This is a genomic window from Nocardia sp. XZ_19_231 (assembly GCF_015355705.1).
Lineage (GTDB): Bacteria > Actinomycetota > Actinomycetes > Mycobacteriales > Mycobacteriaceae > Nocardia > Nocardia salmonicida.
Genome location: NZ_JACUZI010000005.1, coordinates 255,974 through 272,140 on the forward strand (window position 1 = coordinate 255,974; position 16,167 = coordinate 272,140).

Consider the following 16,167-nt stretch of genomic DNA (forward strand, 5'->3'; position numbering starts at 1 on the left):
AGAAAGTGGCACAGCCCATGCCTACCCAGGAAGCAATCAAAGCAGAACAGGCCCTGATCCACGTGCTGTGGATCAACGCAGGTCTCAGTTGTGACGGTGACTCGGTTGCGCTGACCGCCGCGACGCAGCCCAGTATCGAGGAGATCGCGCTCGGCGCTCTTCCCGGGCTCCCGCAGATCGCTGTGCACTGGCCGCTGATCGATTTCGAATGCGGTCCCGCCGGCGGCGCCGACGATTTCCTCGAATGGTTCTTCAAAGCCGACCGTGGTGAACTCGAACCGTTCGTGCTCGTGGTGGAAGGTTCCATCCCGAACGAACAGCTCCACGAGGAGGGCTACTGGTGCGGTTTCGGCAACGATCCCGCCACCGGACAGCCGATGACGACCAGTGAATGGCTCGATCGGCTGGCCCCGAAGGCCACCGCGGTGGTCGCGGTCGGCACCTGTGCCACCTACGGCGGCATCCACGCCATGGCGGGTAACCCCACCGGCGCGATGGGTGTGCCGGACTACCTCGGCTGGGACTGGAAATCCAAGGCCGGAATCCCGATCGTGTGCGTGCCCGGTTGTCCGGTTCATCCGGACAACATGTCCGAAACGCTGACCTATCTGCTCTACATGGCCACCGGACAGGCCCCGATGATTCCCCTCGACGAGGCGCTGCGCCCGAAATGGTTGTTCGGCGCCACCGTCCACGAAGGCTGTGATCGGGCGGGCTATTACGAGGAAGGCGACTTCGCCGACGAGTACGGCTCCCCGAAATGCATTGTGAAACTGGGATGTTGGGGCCCGGTGGTCAAATGCAACGTCCCCAAACGGGGCTGGATCAACGGCGTCGGTGGCTGCCCGAATGTGGGCGGCATCTGCATCGGCTGCACCATGCCGGGATTCCCGGACAAATTCATGCCGTTCATGGACGAGCCGCCCGGCGGCAAGATCTCCTCGACGGCATCAGGGCTGTACGGGTCGGTGATCCGCAGTCTGCGCCACATCACCGGACGCACGGTGGACAAGGAGCCGCGTTGGCGGCACAAGGGCGAGAAGCTGGAATCCGGCGCCACCCGCACCTGGTAGGAGGCGATTGGAATGACTGGCATCATCCCCGAGCCGTCACACAAGCGGATCGATCCCGACAGCCTGGTCGAAATGGCCTGGGACCCGATCACCCGCATCGTCGGCAGCCTGGGAATCTATACCAAGATCGATTTCGAGAACCGTGAAGTGGTCGAGTGTCACAGCACCTCGTCCATCTTCCGCGGCTACTCGATCTTCATGCGGGGCAAGGATCCCCGTGACGCGCATTTCATCACCAGCCGCATCTGCGGGATCTGCGGTGACAATCACGCCACCTGCTCGTGCTATGCCCAGAACATGGCCTATGGGGTGAAACCGCCGCACCTGGGCGAGTGGATCGTCAATCTCGGTGAGGCCGCGGAATACATGTTCGACCACAACATCTTCCAGGAGAATCTGGTCGGCGTGGATTTCTGCGAGAAGATGGTCGCCGAGACCAATCCCGGCGTCCTGGCCCAGGCGGAGAAGACCACCGCACCGCATTCGGCCGAGCACGGCTATCGCTCCATCGCCGACATCATGCGCGCGCTCAATCCGTTCACCGGCGAGTTCTACCGGGAAGCGCTGCAGGTCAGTCGCTACACCCGGGAGATGTTCTGCCTGATGGAGGGCAGGCATGTGCACCCGTCGACGCTGTATCCCGGCGGCGTGGGAACCGTCGCGACGATCCAGCTGATGACCGACTACATGACGCGCCTGATGCGCTACGTCGAATTCATGAAGAAGGTCGTGCCGATGCACGACGATCTGTTCGACTTCTTCTACGAGGCGCTGCCGGGCTACGAACAGGTCGGACTGCGGCGCACCCTGCTGGGTTGCTGGGGCTCGTTCCAGGACCCCGAGGTGTGCAATTTCGAGTACAAGGACATGGAGGAGTGGGGCCGACGGATGTTCGTCACCCCCGGCGTGATCGTCGACGGAAAATTGGTCACCACGTCCCTGGTCGACATCAATCTCGGCATCCGAATCCTGTTGGGCAGTTCGTATTACGACGACTGGACTGACCAGGAGATGTTCGTGAAGACCGACCCGCTCGGTAATCCGGTCGACCGGCGTCACCCCTGGAACCAGCACACCAACCCCAAGCCGCAGAAGCGCGACATGGACGACAAATACAGCTGGGTGATGTCGCCGCGCTGGTTCGACGGCACCGACCATCTGGCGCTCGACACCGGCGGCGGGCCGCTGGCCCGGCTGTGGTCGACGGCGCTGGCCGGGCTCGTCGACATCGGCTACGTGAAGTCGACCGGGCACAGTGTGCAGATCAACCTGCCCAAGACCGCGTTGAAGGGCCCCGTCAGCTTCGAATGGCAGATCCCCGCGTTCGGCAGCAACACCATCGAACGCAACCGTGCCCGCACCTACTTCCAGGCCTACGCCGCGGCCAGTGCGCTGCACTTCGCGGAGCAGGCGCTCGTGGAGATCAGGGCGGGACGGACCAAGACGTGGGAGCACTTCGAGGTGCCGGACGAGGGCATCGGCTGCGGGTTCACCGAGGCGGTGCGCGGGGTCCTTTCCCATCACATGGTGATCAGGGACGGCAAGATCGCGAACTACCACCCGTATCCGCCGACGCCGTGGAATGCCAACCCCCGCGACAGTTTCGGTACGCCGGGACCGTACGAGGACGCGGTGCAGGGCCAGCCGATCTTCGAGGAGAACGACCGCGAGCACTTCAAGGGCATCGACATCATGCGCACCGTGCGTAGCTTCGATCCCTGCCTGCCGTGCGGTGTGCACATGTACCTCGGCAACGGCAAGTCCCTGGACAAACTCCACTCGCCGACCCAGACACTCACCGGGGAGTAACGGTGATGCCGGATCGTCCGGGGGAGCACGACGAGGCGGCGTTCGACCCAGACCGGTGGCGCGGCGCAGGCGACCGGATCGAGACCCTGCTGGACGCGAGTTCAGCGGGTGGGGTCGTCGCTCGCGAGCGCGCCGAGCAACTGGTGCGCGAGGTCGCCGACCTCTACGGTGCCGGTCTGGAGCGCGTCCTGGAACTGGTCGATGGTGGACTCCGCGAGCGGCTCGTCGCCGACGATCTGATAGCGAGTCTGCTGCTGGTGCACGGCCTGCATCCGCACGACGTGCACACCCGGGTCCGCGCGGCACTCGACAGCGTGCGCCCCTACCTGGGGTCCCACGGTGGTGATGTGGAACTGCTCGGTGTGGCCGACGGCGTCGTGCGCCTCGAACTGTCGGGCAGTTGTCGCACCTGTCCCTCGTCGTCGGTGACCCTGGAACTGGCGGTGGAGGACGCGGTGCGCGCCGCCGCGCCGGAAATCGAGTCGATCGAAGTGGCTGCCGCGCAACCGGAATCGACGGATTCCTTGATCTCCGCCGATTCGCTGTTCGACCGGGTGCACGCCGACGCCCACCCGGTCGAGTCGCAGCACGGGAGCTGGATAGCGGTCCCGGAACTGGGGGAACTCGGTGCGGGCGAGGTCGGTGGCTTCGTCATCGGCGGGCAGACCGTGCTCGCCTGCCGGGTCGGTGATGATCTGTTCGTCTACCGCGATCACTGTCCCGCCTGCGACAACTCGCTCGCCGGTGCGGCACTGCATCGCCGGATGGGTTTCCCGGTCGGTGAGGCCGTGCTGCGCTGCCCGACGTGCCGGGCGCACTACGACGCCGTCCACGCCGGTGCCAGAGTCGACGGCGAAGGACATCTGGAACCACTGCCGGTGCTGGTCCGTGCGGGGGAGCTGTCGGTGGCCGTGCCGGTGGGGGTGGCCGGATGAGTTCCGCGCTGGGGGTGCTGCGGCGCCTCACCGTCGACCGCAAACCTGCCGTTCCGGCGGGCGAGCGATGTGAGATGTGTGCCGAAGCCATCGCCGAAGAGCATCAGCATGTGGTGAATGTCGAAGGGCGCCAACTGTTGTGCGTGTGCCGTGGCTGCTATCTGCTGTTCACCGACCAGAACGCGGTCCTGCGATACCGCGCGGTGCCCGACCGCTACTTGCGCTTCCCGACCTTCACCATCGGCCACGGCGAATGGGACGCACTCGAGATCCCGGTGGGCCTGGCGTTCTTCTTCGACAACTCGGCACTGGGCCGCACCGTCGCGTTCTATCCGGGACCGGCGGGCGCCACCGAATCCGAACTGCCCCTCGACCAGTGGCGCACGCTGCTCGAGCGGCACCCCGAGATCGCTGTCGCGGTCCCCGACGTGGAGGCACTGATGATCCGGGTCCCCGAGCGGGGCACCGCCGAGGCGGCCTGCCTGCTGCTGCCCATCGACACCTGCTACGAATTCGTCGGCCGGATGCGGATGCTGTGGCGCGGATTCGACGGTGGTCAGGATGTGCACCGGTATCTCGACGAGTTCTTCGCCGCGGTCTCGGCGCGTGCGCGACCGGGTGGTGTGTGATGTGCCCGGCCTACTCGACGACCTTCGCGGTGCTCGACATCGCGCCGGAGCCCTACGCCGCGACACCGACGCTGTCGGCCCGGATCGGCATCGCGGTGCTCGGTGAGGAACCGGTGCACGCCATCGCCCTGCGCGCCCAGGTACGGATCGAGCCGCACCGCCGCAGCTACACCGACGAGGAGAGCGCGGGCCTGGTCGACCTGTTCGGTCCACGCGAACGCTGGCGCGACACCCAGCGCTCCTTTCTCTGGATGCACTGCGCCACCATGGTTCCCGGCTTCCACGGCGGCGCCCAAGTGGACCTGCCGATGCCGTGTACCTACGACTTCGAGGTGAGCGGCGCCAAATACCTGCACGCCCTACGCGAGGGGACAGTGCCGCTGATCTTCCTGTTCAGCGGCACTGTCTTCATCCGGGGCACCACCGGTTTCGCGGTGCAGCAGATTCCCTGGGACCGCGAGGACAAGTTCGAGATGCCGGTCTCGGTCTGGGACGACCTGATGGCCACGAACTTCCCGAACTCGGGCTGGGTTCGGTTGCGGCGCGAGACCCTCGACGCGCTCGCCGCGTACAAGTCCAGCCACGGGATGCTCGGTTTCGACGACGCGGTACTTCGCCTGCTCGACACCACCGAGGAGGACCCATGAGCAGCGAGCTGACCAGGTCGCAGGCCAGGGCACGCGCGGTCGCCGACGCGGTGCTCTACGAGGGCTACCTGCTGTACCCGTACCGGGCGAACTCGCGAAAGAACCAGTCGCGCTGGCAGTTCGGTGTCCTGGGCCCCACCGGGGCGGCCGCGGCCGGACTCGGCGAGGACCCGGAACTGTCGGCGCAATGTCTGCTCGACGCGGACGAGGCCGCCTCGGTCACGCTGACCGTACGGTTCCTGCAGCTGCAGCGCCGGACCGTCGAGGACGCCGGGTACACACCGGTCGCCGAGCTCGTCGCCGACGGCCGATCGTGGATCAGCTGGGACGAGGCGGTCGAGCGCGAACAGGTGATCGGTCCGCTGCCGCTGACCGATTCGACCGCGCGGCTGACGATTTCGGCCGGCACCGACTACGAGACGATCCCCGGCCCCGACGGCGCACCGGCCGGACGACTGGTCCGACACCGCGCGCACCTCGACGCGGAAGTCCAGCTGACCGTGGACCGTGACGAGCGCTTGCTGCGCCTGAACTTCACCCTCCGCAATACCGGCACCCCCGCGACCGACCAGTACGACGCCATCGCCCGCTCCCTGATCGGCGCGCACGTCATCGCCGAAACCGAAGGCGGCCAGTACGTTTCCCTGCTCGAACCACCACCCGACGCCGAAGCGGCCGTGGCCCGCTGCTCTCAGCACCGGTGTTTCCCGGTGCTGGCCGGGCCACCCGGCGACCACAGCATCGTGCTGATCTCGCCCATCATCCTCTACGACCACCCCGAGATCGCCGAGCAGAGCGAGGGACCGCTGTTCGACTCCACCGAGATCGACGAGATCCTCACCTTGCGCGTCATGACCATGACCGACGACGAGAAGGCCCAGGCCCGCGCGACCGACGAGCGGGCGGCGCAGATCATCGACCGTTGCGACGCGATGACACCGGAGGCATTGCAGCAGCTGCACGGTGTCCTGCGGAATCCGCACGCCGAGCAGGCCGCCCTGATCCCCGAGGTGCCCGACGGCGTCGACTGGTGGGACCCGTTGGCCGACAACGCTGTTCGCCCCGACACCGACGCGATCATGGTCGGCGCGGTCCGGGTCCGCAACGGCAGCAGGGTGCGCTTGCATCCGTCTCGGCGCGCCGATGCCCACGACCTGTTCTACGACGGCCGCACTGCCAAGGTCGTCTCGGTGCACGCCGATGTCGACGGGCAATCCCATGTCGGCGTGGTCATCGAGGACGACCCCGCCGCCGAACTGCACGAATGGTACGGCCGGTACCTGTATTTCGCCCCGGAGGAGATCGAACCACTCGACAGCCAACGAGAATGAGAGAAGGGGTCAATCATGGCCACGATAGGAATGATCGCGGTGGCGCTCGCCGCCGTGGCGGCAGCAGCCGCCGCGGTGCTCGGTGTGCGTTCGATACCGGACGTCCAGCGCTACCTGAAGATGCGCCGGATGTGAGATGACGGCGCGAGTGCTCGTTGCGGGGATCGGCAACATCTTCCTCGGCGACGACGGTTTCGGGCCCGAAGTGGTGCGGCGACTACCGCCGCACGGCGAGACCGTGCGCGTGGTCGACTACGGCATCCGCGGCATGCACCTGGCCTACGACCTGCTCGATCCGTGGGACGCGCTGGTACTCGTCGACGCCGTCCCCGACCGGGGCGCGCCCGGCACCCTCGCGGTCTTCCACGCCGAACCCGACCCGGCGGGCGCGGCGCAGCTCGACGCGCACGCCATGAACCCCGACGCCGTGTTCGCGAGCGTGCGCGCGCTGGGCGGAACCCTGCCACCGACCGTGGTCGTCGGCTGCCAGGTGGACTCGGTAGACGAGGGGATCGGCCTGTCCGACCCGGTAGGCGCCGCGGTCGATCCCGCCGTCGAGGCGGTCGTCGCGGTCCTCGCGCGACTGATCGCGGACCCGCCTCGGCCGGTCACCGACTCGTACGGGCCCGTCGCGCCGTCGAACCGATCGGAGGGGTGAATCATGTGCCTCGGCATCCCCGGACAGGTCGTAAAGATCCTCGACGGCTACCACGGTCAACTCGCCCTGGTGACGGTCTCCGGCGAGGACCGGAAGGTGAATATCGGTCTGCTGGAGCAGGATCCGGTCCACCCCGGCGACTGGGTGATCATCCACATGGGCTTGGCCGTGGAGAAGACCGACGAAGTAGGGGCGGCCACCGCGCTGGCCGGGTTGAACCTGCTCGGACGAGGTGAACAGCCATGACCGCCGACCGGCAACGGCGCCGCCTCATGGTCCGCGGCGTGGTCCAGGGCGTCGGCTTCCGCCCCTTCGTCTACACCACCGCCGCCGAACTTTCCCTGTCCGGTTCGGTGGCCAACGACAGCCGCGGGGTTGTCATCGAGATCGAAGGCACCCCAGCCGATCTCGACCGGTTCACCCACCGACTACACGAAACACCACCACCCCTGGCCGTCGTCGAGTCGGTCGAGCAGACCACCGTCGCGCTGCACGGCGGCACCGGATTCCGCATCGCCGACACCACCCGCGACGGCGGCGGCCGCACCCTGGCCTCACCCGATGTCGCGATCTGCGCCGACTGCGCCGCCGAACTCGCCGATCCCACCGACCGCCGCTACCACCACCCCTTCATCAACTGCACCAACTGCGGCCCCCGGTTCACCATCATCGCCGAACTGCCCTACGACCGATCCCGCACGTCGATGGCCGACTTCCCGATGTGCGCCCACTGCGCCGCCGAATACACCGACCCCACCAACCGCCGCTTCCACGCCCAACCCATCGCCTGCTCGGACTGCGGCCCCCGCCTGTCCTACCTCGGCCCTTCCGCCCCACTCGCCGAGGGGCCACTGGATTCGGCGCGAAACCTGTTGCGCGAGGGTGGAATTCTCGCGGTCAAGGGCGTCGGCGGCTACCACCTCGCCTGCGATGCCGAGAACGAGCGCGCCGTGGCCACCTTGCGGGGTCGAAAGCGGCGAGGCGACAAGCCTTTCGCCGTCATGGTTGCCGACCTCGGCACCGCGCGCACGATCGCGGAGGTCGACGACACCGCCGCGGTTCTGCTCACGGGTCCCCAACGTCCGATCGTCCTGCTCGCCCGCAGGGCCCCCGTCCGCATCCCCGCCGGGGCGGCATCCGGCGCCGACTCGCACGAAGTGCTCGATCGCGACACCTTCGAATTGGCCCCTTCGGTCGCGCCCCGCAACCCCGACCTGGGCGTCATGCTCGCCTATACACCGCTGCACCTGCTGCTGTTCGGCTTGTCGGGCGACCGGCCCGTCCCGCGGGTGCTCGTGATGACCTCCGGCAATCTCGGTGGCGAACCGATCTGCTTCGACGACTCCGATGCCCACACCCGGCTCGCCGAACTCGCCGACGGCTGGCTCTCCCACGACCGCCGCATCCTCACCCCCTGCGACGACTCGGTGGTGCGTGTCGTCGACGGCATCGAACTGCCCCTGCGCCGCTCGCGCGGCTACGCGCCCCTCCCGCTGACCCTGCCCGTCCCGGTACCGCCGATGCTCGCTGTCGGCGCGGACCTGAAGAACACCTGCGCGGTCGGCGAAGGCCGCTACGCCTGGCTCAGCCAGCACATCGGCGACATGGACGATCTGGCCACCCTGCGCGCCTTCGACTCCGCCGCCGAGCACCTCGCGGAACTGACCGGGGTCCGACCCGCCCAACTCGTCGCCGACGCACACCCGGGCTACCGATCCACCACCTGGGCGCGCACCCACGCTGAAGGCCGTCCGGTACACACCGTGCAGCATCACCACGCCCACATCGCCGCGGTCATGGGCGAACACGGACTCGGCGCCTCGGACACCGTCACCGGGATCGCGTTCGACGGCACCGGATTCGGACCCGACGGCGCCATCTGGGGCGGTGAAGTTCTGGCCGCCGGCTACAAGGGCTTCCGGCGGCTCGCGCACCTGAAGTACGTGCCGCTCGCGGGTGGGGACGTCAGCGTGCACCGGCCCTACCGGATGGCGCTGGCACATCTGTGGTCCGCGGGACTGGACTGGTCGGACACGATCGCCTCGGTCGCCGCCTGCCCCGCCGACGAACGAGCGGTGTTGGTACACCAATTCGGCTCCGGCTTCGGGTGCACCCCGACGTCGAGCATGGGACGGCTCTTCGACGCCGTGTCCTCGCTGGCCGGTGTCCGCCACATCGTCGACTACGAAGCCCAGGCCGCGATCGAACTGGAGGCCATCGCGCGCGGCGTCGACCCAGGCTCGCGCACCTACCGGTTCGGCCTCGATCACACCGCCGACCCGGCCGTGATCGACCCGTCCCCGGTCGTGGCCGCCGTGGTCACCGATGCCGATCACGGCGTCCCGGCCGCCGTGATCGCCGCCCGCTTCCACCACGCCGTGGCGGCGCTGGTCCTCGACCTCGCTCTGGATTTCGCACCGCGCCCGACGACCGTCGCGCTCTCGGGTGGGGTGTTCCAGAACGCGTTGCTGCTCTCGGCAGCACGCACCATGCTGCGCGACAACGGATTCCACGTCATCACCCATCGCCGACTGCCGCCCAACGACGGTGGTCTCGCGTTCGGACAACTACTCGCCGCTGGTGCGGGTTGAGCGAAAGGAGAGCAGCGATGTGCCTGGCAGTCCCGGGAAAGGTGCTCAGCCTGCACGAACGTGACGGCACGATGATGTCGGTCGTCGACTTCGGCGGCGTGCACAAAGACGTGTGCCTGGAATACATTCCGGACGCGGCGATCGGCGACTACGTAGTGGTCCACGTCGGTTTCGCCATCCAGCGCCTCGACGAGCAATCGGCGTTGCGCACACTGGCCGAATTCGAGCACCTCGGTGTGCTCAACGAGGAGTTCGGCGACGGGTTCGCCCTCGCCGCCAAACAATCCGGGCTCCCCGATCCCACGGCAGCACCGGCAGCGACCGACTCCGGCGCCGACGACGACACGGAGGTGACGTCATGAAGTATCTCGACGAATTCAGCGACCCCGACCTGGCGAAGAAGTTGCTCGACCAGATCCGCTCGACCACCTCCCAGCGGTGGGCCATCATGGAAGTCTGTGGCGGACAAACCCATTCGATCATCCGCCACGGTATCGACCAACTGCTGCCCGACGAGATCGAGATGATCCACGGCCCCGGCTGTCCCGTGTGCGTCACCCCGCTCGAGGTGATCGACAAGGCGCTCGAGATCGCCGCGCAGCCCGGGGTGATCTTCTGCTCCTTCGGCGACATGCTCCGGGTACCGGGTAGCGAACGCGACCTGTTCCGGGTCAAGAGCGAAGGCGGTGATGTGCGCGTGGTGTACTCACCACTGGACGCGCTCACCATCGCCAGACAGAACCCCGATCGGCAGGTGGTGTTCTTCGGCATCGGCTTCGAGACCACCGCACCGGCCAACGCGATGACTGTCTATCAGGCCAAACGGCTGGGCATCGAGAACTTCTCGCTGTTGGTCTCGCACGTGCTCGTTCCGCCCGCCATCGCCGCGATCATGGAATCGCCGAAGTGCCGGGTCCAGGGCTTCTTGGCCGCCGGGCACGTCTGCAGTGTCATGGGCACCGAGGAGTACCCCCCGCTGGCCGACAAGTACGGGGTGCCGATGGTGGTCACCGGCTTCGAGCCCCTCGACATCCTGGAAGGCATCCGGCGCACCGTGACCCAACTCGAGGACGGCAGACACCAACTCGAGAACGCCTATCCCCGTGCGGTCCGCGCCGAAGGCAATCTCGCCGCGAAGACGATGCTCACCGACGTCTTCGACGTCACCGACCGCGCCTGGCGCGGCATCGGCGTGATCCCGGACAGCGGCTGGCAACTCTCGGAACGCTACCGCGCCTACGACGCCGAGCACCGGTTCGCGGTCACCGACCTGCACACCGAGGAGTCCTCGATCTGCCGTTCCGGTGAGGTTCTGCAGGGACTGATCAAGCCGCACGAATGCGCCGCTTTCGGCAAGGAGTGCACACCGCGAAACCCGTTGGGGGCCACCATGGTCTCCTCCGAAGGCGCCTGCGCGGCCTACTACCTGTACCGGCGCCTCGACCTGCCCGCGGAGGTGGCTCATGCGTGAGGACAACGTGACGGCCGGCCTCGACATGGACAGCTGGGTGTGCCCGATGCCGCTGCGCGACTCACCGACCATCGTGATGGGCCACGGTGGCGGGGGAGCGATGTCGGGCGAGCTGATCGAGCATCTGTTCCTGCCCGCGTTCGGCTCCGCCGCCGAAGCGGGCATGGGCGATTCGGCGGTGCTCGCCGTCGGTGGGGTGCGGTTGGCGTTCTCGACCGACTCCTTCGTCGTCAAGCCCCTGGCCTTCCCTGGCGGGTCGATCGGGGATCTGGCCGTCAACGGCACCGTCAACGACCTGTCCATGGCGGGCGCGCGGCCGATGGTGCTGTCCACGGCGTTCATCCTCGAAGAAGGCACCGCACTCGCCGAGATCGCCCGGGTCGCCGAGGCCGTCGGAACCGCCGCCCTCGCGGCCGGAGTCAAGCTGGTCACCGGCGACACCAAGGTCGTCGACTCCGGCCACGGTGACGGCATCTTCATCAACACCGCGGGCATCGGCATCATCGACGACGGTGTCGACATCCGCCCGCAGCGTGCCCGTCCCGGCGACGTCGTACTCGTCAGCGGTGACATCGGGGTGCACGGCGTCGCGGTGATGAGCTGCCGTGAGGGCCTCGAATTCGGCACCACCGTCTGTAGCGACACCGCCCCGCTCAACGGTCTGGTCGCCGCGATGCTGGCCACCGGCGCCGATGTGCACGTACTGCGTGACCCGACCCGCGGCGGAGTCGCGGCCACACTCAACGAGATCGCCGGCGTCGCGAAAGTCGGTGTGGCACTGGATGAACGGAAGCTTCCCGTGCCCGACGCGGTCCGCGACGCGTGTGGGCTGCTCGGGCTCGATCCGATGTATGTCGCCAACGAGGGCAAGCTGGTCGCCTTCGTCGCCCCCGACGACGCCGACCGGGTGCTCGCGGCGATGCGGGCGCATCCGCTGGGTGCTCGTGCCGAGGCCATCGGCGTGTGTGTCGAGGAACATCCGGGGATGGTGGTCGCTCGCACCGCCCTCGGCGGCACCCGGGTGGTGGATCTGCCCGCCGGAGAACAACTGCCACGGATCTGCTGACAGGAGGCGCGATCATCGACGGGACCGAGATGTTCGCCCGCTACGCCTACGCGCCCAATCGGCTCGGCTACTGCGGTCCCGCCGACGCGCGGGCGCTGCACAACGGCTCGGCCGCCGAGATCCGCGCGCTGGCCAGGCAGTTCTCCGGAGCCTGGCCCTACCTGCGGGCGATGTCGCGACTGACCGGCATCGCCGATCCGCTCGACCGGCGCCTCGTCGAGTCCTATTGGCTCGGTGGCGGGATCGGCGCCGACCTCGACGCCGACGCGTTCACCACCGAACTGCTCGCGATCATCGAGCCGATGGCCGGACACTACTGGTCGCATCTGAACGCCGACCTCGCCGAGGAGGCCGCCGCCAACCACGGATTCCACGTCTTCGGCGTGTATCCGTGGACCCGCCTGCTGGGACGCGGCGCCGACGAGCACCCGATCCGCATCCTGGACAGCTGCCGCATCACCTGGGGGACCGTGGTGGCCCGCGAAGGCGGCGCTGCCTCCGTCCGGTGTCGGCGGTTGGTCCTGGACGGTCCGCTCCTGCGGTTGTCCGATCCAGCGCTGCAACGCGCCGAGGTTGACGATCACCTCGCGACCGAGGTGGCGGTCGGTGACCGGGTCGCCGTGCATTGGGAGCGCGTGTGTGGCCGCCTCGATTCCGATCAGACGCGGGCACTGGCCACCAGTACCGCACGGCAACTGCGGGTGACCAATCGCCGGTTGACCGAGACCGCGCGTACCGTTCGGCGATAGTCGTTTTCAGCGAGGATTCGCGGGACTGTGTCGGACCCGGACGCCTGCGATGAATTCCGGGCGCGGGCGACGTCAGTACTGGCATGACGACACATACGCTCGCCACCACCGAGAGCCACCTCACCTATGACGTATACGGACCGCTGCCCACTACCGACGGCCGACCGCCGCTGTTCATGATCGGCTTGCCGATGGACGCCAGTGGCTTCACCACCTTGACGTCGTACTTCCGCGATCGCACGGTGATCACCTACGACCCGCGCGGTCTCGGCCGCAGCACCCGTACCGACGGTCGGATCGACAACGTGCCGGCGGTGCACGCCGAGGACGTGCACGACATCATCAGCGAACTCGGCGTCGATTCGGTCGAGATGTTCGCCAGCAGTGGCGGTGCGGTCGTGGCGCTCGCGCTCGTGACCGCCTACCCCACGGACGTGACGACGCTGGTGGCACACGAGCCACCGTTGATCCCGGTACTTCCCGACGCCGCGGCCGCCGAGCGCGCTCGCGCCGGCTATCGAGATGCCTACGTGGCCAAGGGCTTCGGCGCGGGTATGGCGAGCTTCATCGCGATGACTTCATGGCAGGGCGAGTTCACCGAGGACTACTTCGACCAGCCCGATCCCGATCCCGCCCTGTTCGGCCTGCCGACCGAGGACGACGGCGCGCGCGAAGACCCGCTGCTCTCGGACCTGTCCTGGGCGGTGAGCAGCTATCGCCCCGACCTCGCTGCGCTCGCCGCGGCCCCGACGCGGATCGTGGTCGCGGTGGGCGAGGAATCCTCGGGCACCTTCACCGCCCGCACCGCGGTGGGGCTGGCCGAGCTACTCGGTCAGCACGCGACGGTGTTCCCGAGCCACCACGGCGGCTTCGCCGGCGGTGAATTCGGTTACCCCGGCCAACCAGAAGCGTTCGCGCACAAGCTGCGTGAGGTTCTCGACCCGAGGAGCTGACGCGCGCGGCCGGTGCCGGGGGAGCGGGCTCGCTACAGTCCGTCACCCTGGCGCGGCTTCCGCCTCGCCGATTTGTCCGATGATCACAAGAGCCTGCCTCAGCAGGAGGGTCTGCTCATCGGAGAGCTTGCTCAACTGCCCGGCGAGCCAGGAATCACGGGCCGAGACCTCATCAGTCACCAGCGCCTGACCAGCTCGCGTGACCGAGACGACGACCTGTCTGCCGTCGGACGGATGGGGGCTGCGCATGATCAGTTCCAGCTCGGCCAACGCGTTGACAGTCCGCGTCATCGACGGCGGCCGCACCCGTTCTCTGGTGGCGAGCGCACCCGGTGACATCGCGCCGTCGCGGACAAGTGTGGTGAGCGCCGAGCGCTGCACCAACGAGATCTGCGAGTCGGCGTGGTGCAGGCGCAGTAGGCGATCGAGCCTCATAGCGAGCAAGGACAGGGCCCCGGCCACAGCCGCGGTATTCGAGTTCGGTGACACAACCATGAACTTTACGAACAAAATTGCCCGCTGTCCCCGTCTCGGGGCGGTCGTGACCATCTCCTGAGCTGTTCGGTGCTGATTAGGGACCGAACCCGAGGCCGTGGTGCGCGCCGGAAAGCTCCTGACAGCAGCGGGCTGACCGACCGCTGTCACCGGTGCAACGTAACGCGGTTCTGTCGAGAAGGTTTGTGCGTGAACATGTTTCGCGAGATCTACGGGCTGGGCTCAGTATTGCGGAGTCGTCCGGCACTCGCTCACGGACCGTGTGGTCGGGGCAGTGCCGTCGCCCTGATCAAAATGCCACTGTGTGATCGAACCCGCTGGACGCCAGCGCAGGCCGTGGCCGTCCGGCACGGCTTCGTAGACGGAATCACGACCGCTGACGAGCTGCTCGCCCACGCAGTAGTCGTTGTAGCTGGTGCCCGGCTGGATGGCTCCCGCGCTGAAGCGGGCGGTGGGATCGGTGGCGGCGCCTGGATTGGCGACCGTGCTCGTCGGCTGCGCCGACGTCCCGCGATCCCAGCGCACGTCTCCGGTCAGTGATCGGCCGCAGGTGAAGGTCCAGCCGCCGGCGCCGACGGTGGCTCCCTGCGAATACGGGGTGCCCGCCCACAAACAGCTACCTGCGGTGTCCGCGGACGCGACTCCCGCCGAGAGTCCGAGCATGCCGGCAACCGTGACGACCGATGCCAGTGCGGCGATCCCACGACGCCGTCGAACGGTTGCTGAAATAGTCTGATTACCAACGGTTTCCATTCTTCAATGGTCTCGTCGGGGCCTGTCGGGCACATCAGGTCCCGACCCGGAGCTTTGCCTCAGGGATTCCCCTCGGTGCCCGCGCGGCCGGGGTGACCTCGCTGTCCAACCGCGTGCGCACCGACTGTCGGGCAGGTCACCACGAATCACCGTCGGCGGCAAGGAAAGGCACGGCGAGACGGAGCAGTTCCGCCGGCTGGTCAAGGGGAATTATGTGTCCGCAGTCGGGGATGAGGTGGCCGGTCAGATCGGTGGCGATCGGGCGGAGTTGGCGCTCGAGAGTGGAACCGACCGGGTGCGCGCCGATCGCGAGCGTCGGCGCCGTGAGTCGGCCGGTGGCGACGGCGTCTTCGATCTGACGAGCGCTGATCGGGAGGGCGCGGTAGTAGTCGAAGGCGCAGCGAAGGGCTTCCGGTCGCCGAAAGGCGTCGACGAAGGCATCCCGAATATGTTGTGGTACACCGTTTCCGCGTGTTCCCGTGTCGAGGAACCACTCGATGTACTCGGCTTCGTTGCCGATGAGTACGGATTCGGCGAGGCCGGGGACGGCGTGAAAGCCGAACCACCACGGTGGGCCCGCTGCCAGGAATTCCTCGCCGCCCGGAAGGCGACCGAGTAGCGACTCCATGAGGATCAGGCGTCGGATCCGGTCCGGACGTCGCATCGCGAGCAAGAACGCGACCGGGGTGCCCGCGTCGATGGCCACGACGGCGGCTGACGGTTCGTCGAGAGCATCGAGGATTCCCTCGATATCGGCGGCGAGCGTGCCCGCGTCGTATCCGTTCGGCGCCCGGCTGCTGTCACCGAACCCTCGCAGGTCCGGCGCGATGACTCGATGGTCGGTGGCCAGCGGGCCGATGATCTCGCGCCACAGTTGCCAGGTGTGCGGAAAACCGTGCAGGAGTACGACAGCCGGACCGGAACCCGCCGTCGCCACGTTGGCGTAGATGCCGTTGGTAGGGATCTTGCGCAGGGTGACGGCTGCAGGCGGGGTGTCGAGCATCAAG

17 protein-coding genes are annotated in these 16,167 nt (G+C 67.6%); 14 read left to right on the forward strand and 3 right to left on the reverse strand.

What is annotated here, in order from left to right; all coding sequences use genetic code 11:
• Positions 1-17: 17 nt before the first annotated feature.
• From IBJ82_RS23190 to IBJ82_RS23255, 14 genes are all read left to right on the forward strand, one after another.
• Positions 18-1,073 carry a hydrogenase expression protein HypE gene (locus tag IBJ82_RS23190; protein WP_194828071.1) on the forward strand — a complete coding sequence of 352 codons (1,056 nt, stop codon included), beginning with the start codon at positions 18-20 and terminating at the stop codon, positions 1,071-1,073.
• A 12-nt stretch (positions 1,074-1,085) separates the two neighbouring features.
• Positions 1,086-2,882 carry a nickel-dependent hydrogenase large subunit gene (locus tag IBJ82_RS23195; protein ID WP_194828072.1) on the forward strand — a complete coding sequence of 599 codons (1,797 nt, stop codon included), beginning with the start codon at positions 1,086-1,088 and terminating at the stop codon, positions 2,880-2,882.
• A gap of 5 nt (positions 2,883-2,887) precedes the next feature.
• Positions 2,888-3,817, forward strand: coding sequence for a NifU family protein (locus tag IBJ82_RS23200; protein WP_194828073.1), 930 nt, complete (start codon positions 2,888-2,890; stop codon positions 3,815-3,817).
• Entirely contained in the window at positions 3,814-4,446 is a 633-nt protein-coding gene (locus IBJ82_RS23205) for a DUF5947 family protein (protein WP_194828074.1), read from the forward strand. The genes IBJ82_RS23200 and IBJ82_RS23205 overlap by 4 nt, the downstream gene beginning before the upstream one ends.
• The gene (locus tag IBJ82_RS23210; RefSeq protein ID WP_194828075.1) at positions 4,446-5,093 is read left to right on the forward strand and encodes a DUF6084 family protein; all 648 of its coding nucleotides are present in this window, start codon (positions 4,446-4,448) and stop codon (positions 5,091-5,093) included. The genes IBJ82_RS23205 and IBJ82_RS23210 overlap by 1 nt, the downstream gene beginning before the upstream one ends.
• Before the next feature lie 8 nt (positions 5,094-5,101).
• On the forward strand, positions 5,102-6,424 hold the full coding sequence (locus IBJ82_RS23215) for a hypothetical protein (protein ID WP_370585471.1): 1,323 nt from the start codon (positions 5,102-5,104) through the stop codon (positions 6,422-6,424).
• A 136-nt stretch (positions 6,425-6,560) separates the two neighbouring features.
• A complete protein-coding gene (locus tag IBJ82_RS23220) occupies positions 6,561-7,082 on the forward strand; it encodes a hydrogenase maturation protease (protein WP_194828077.1) in 522 nt (173 codons plus the stop codon).
• A gap of 3 nt (positions 7,083-7,085) precedes the next feature.
• Positions 7,086-7,328, forward strand: a complete 243-nt coding sequence (locus IBJ82_RS23225) for a HypC/HybG/HupF family hydrogenase formation chaperone (RefSeq protein ID WP_194828078.1) — start codon at positions 7,086-7,088, stop codon at positions 7,326-7,328.
• On the forward strand, positions 7,325-9,673 hold the full coding sequence (gene hypF / locus IBJ82_RS23230) for a carbamoyltransferase HypF (protein WP_194828079.1): 2,349 nt from the start codon (positions 7,325-7,327) through the stop codon (positions 9,671-9,673). Before IBJ82_RS23225 ends, hypF begins: the two co-directional genes overlap by 4 nt.
• Positions 9,674-9,690: 17 nt before the next feature.
• The gene (locus IBJ82_RS23235) at positions 9,691-10,035 is read left to right on the forward strand and encodes a HypC/HybG/HupF family hydrogenase formation chaperone (protein WP_194828080.1); all 345 of its coding nucleotides are present in this window, start codon (positions 9,691-9,693) and stop codon (positions 10,033-10,035) included.
• Positions 10,032-11,144, forward strand: coding sequence for a hydrogenase formation protein HypD (gene hypD, locus IBJ82_RS23240; protein WP_194828081.1), 1,113 nt, complete (start codon positions 10,032-10,034; stop codon positions 11,142-11,144). Before IBJ82_RS23235 ends, hypD begins: the two co-directional genes overlap by 4 nt.
• Entirely contained in the window at positions 11,137-12,210 is a 1,074-nt protein-coding gene (hypE, locus tag IBJ82_RS23245; RefSeq protein WP_194828082.1) for a hydrogenase expression/formation protein HypE, read from the forward strand. The genes hypD and hypE overlap by 8 nt, the downstream gene beginning before the upstream one ends.
• A gap of 29 nt (positions 12,211-12,239) precedes the next feature.
• Positions 12,240-12,959: a DUF6390 family protein gene (locus IBJ82_RS23250; RefSeq protein WP_194828083.1), complete on the forward strand. Its 720-nt coding sequence runs from the start codon at positions 12,240-12,242 to the stop codon at positions 12,957-12,959.
• Positions 12,960-13,042: 83 nt separating this feature from the next.
• Positions 13,043-13,912: an alpha/beta fold hydrolase gene (locus IBJ82_RS23255; protein ID WP_194828084.1), complete on the forward strand. Its 870-nt coding sequence runs from the start codon at positions 13,043-13,045 to the stop codon at positions 13,910-13,912.
• A 42-nt stretch (positions 13,913-13,954) separates the two neighbouring features.
• Here the strand turns inward: IBJ82_RS23255 and IBJ82_RS23260 are convergent, their stop codons facing one another.
• The 3 genes from IBJ82_RS23260 to IBJ82_RS23270 form a co-directional block, all read right to left on the reverse strand.
• Positions 13,955-14,347: a MarR family winged helix-turn-helix transcriptional regulator gene (locus IBJ82_RS23260; protein ID WP_228537555.1), complete on the reverse strand. Its 393-nt coding sequence runs from the start codon at positions 14,345-14,347 to the stop codon at positions 13,955-13,957.
• 282 nt (positions 14,348-14,629) lie between these two features.
• Complete coding sequence (locus IBJ82_RS23265; protein ID WP_194828086.1) at positions 14,630-15,070, reverse strand: hypothetical protein; 441 nt, start codon at positions 15,068-15,070, stop codon at positions 14,630-14,632.
• Between the two features lie 226 nt (positions 15,071-15,296).
• Positions 15,297-16,163 carry an alpha/beta fold hydrolase gene (locus IBJ82_RS23270; RefSeq protein WP_194828087.1) on the reverse strand — a complete coding sequence of 289 codons (867 nt, stop codon included), beginning with the start codon at positions 16,161-16,163 and terminating at the stop codon, positions 15,297-15,299.
• Positions 16,164-16,167: the final 4 nt, after the last annotated feature.

Coding starts and splice junctions, on each gene's coding strand:
- IBJ82_RS23190 (WP_194828071.1), top strand. CDS start 18: ATGCCTACCCAGGAAGCAATCAAAGCAGAACAGGCCCTGATCCACGTG.
- IBJ82_RS23195 (WP_194828072.1), top strand. CDS start 1,086: ATGACTGGCATCATCCCCGAGCCGTCACACAAGCGGATCGATCCCGAC.
- IBJ82_RS23200 (WP_194828073.1), top strand. CDS start 2,888: ATGCCGGATCGTCCGGGGGAGCACGACGAGGCGGCGTTCGACCCAGAC.
- IBJ82_RS23205 (WP_194828074.1), top strand. CDS start 3,814: ATGAGTTCCGCGCTGGGGGTGCTGCGGCGCCTCACCGTCGACCGCAAA.
- IBJ82_RS23210 (WP_194828075.1), top strand. CDS start 4,446: ATGTGCCCGGCCTACTCGACGACCTTCGCGGTGCTCGACATCGCGCCG.
- IBJ82_RS23220 (WP_194828077.1), top strand. CDS start 6,561: ATGACGGCGCGAGTGCTCGTTGCGGGGATCGGCAACATCTTCCTCGGC.
- IBJ82_RS23225 (WP_194828078.1), top strand. CDS start 7,086: ATGTGCCTCGGCATCCCCGGACAGGTCGTAAAGATCCTCGACGGCTAC.
- hypF (WP_194828079.1), top strand. CDS start 7,325: ATGACCGCCGACCGGCAACGGCGCCGCCTCATGGTCCGCGGCGTGGTC.
- IBJ82_RS23235 (WP_194828080.1), top strand. CDS start 9,691: ATGTGCCTGGCAGTCCCGGGAAAGGTGCTCAGCCTGCACGAACGTGAC.
- hypD (WP_194828081.1), top strand. CDS start 10,032: ATGAAGTATCTCGACGAATTCAGCGACCCCGACCTGGCGAAGAAGTTG.
- hypE (WP_194828082.1), top strand. CDS start 11,137: ATGCGTGAGGACAACGTGACGGCCGGCCTCGACATGGACAGCTGGGTG.
- IBJ82_RS23250 (WP_194828083.1), top strand. CDS start 12,240: ATGTTCGCCCGCTACGCCTACGCGCCCAATCGGCTCGGCTACTGCGGT.
- IBJ82_RS23255 (WP_194828084.1), top strand. CDS start 13,043: ATGACGACACATACGCTCGCCACCACCGAGAGCCACCTCACCTATGAC.
- IBJ82_RS23260 (WP_228537555.1), bottom strand. CDS start 14,347: ATGAGGCTCGATCGCCTACTGCGCCTGCACCACGCCGACTCGCAGATC.
- IBJ82_RS23265 (WP_194828086.1), bottom strand. CDS start 15,070: ATGCTCGGACTCTCGGCGGGAGTCGCGTCCGCGGACACCGCAGGTAGC.
- IBJ82_RS23270 (WP_194828087.1), bottom strand. CDS start 16,163: ATGCTCGACACCCCGCCTGCAGCCGTCACCCTGCGCAAGATCCCTACC.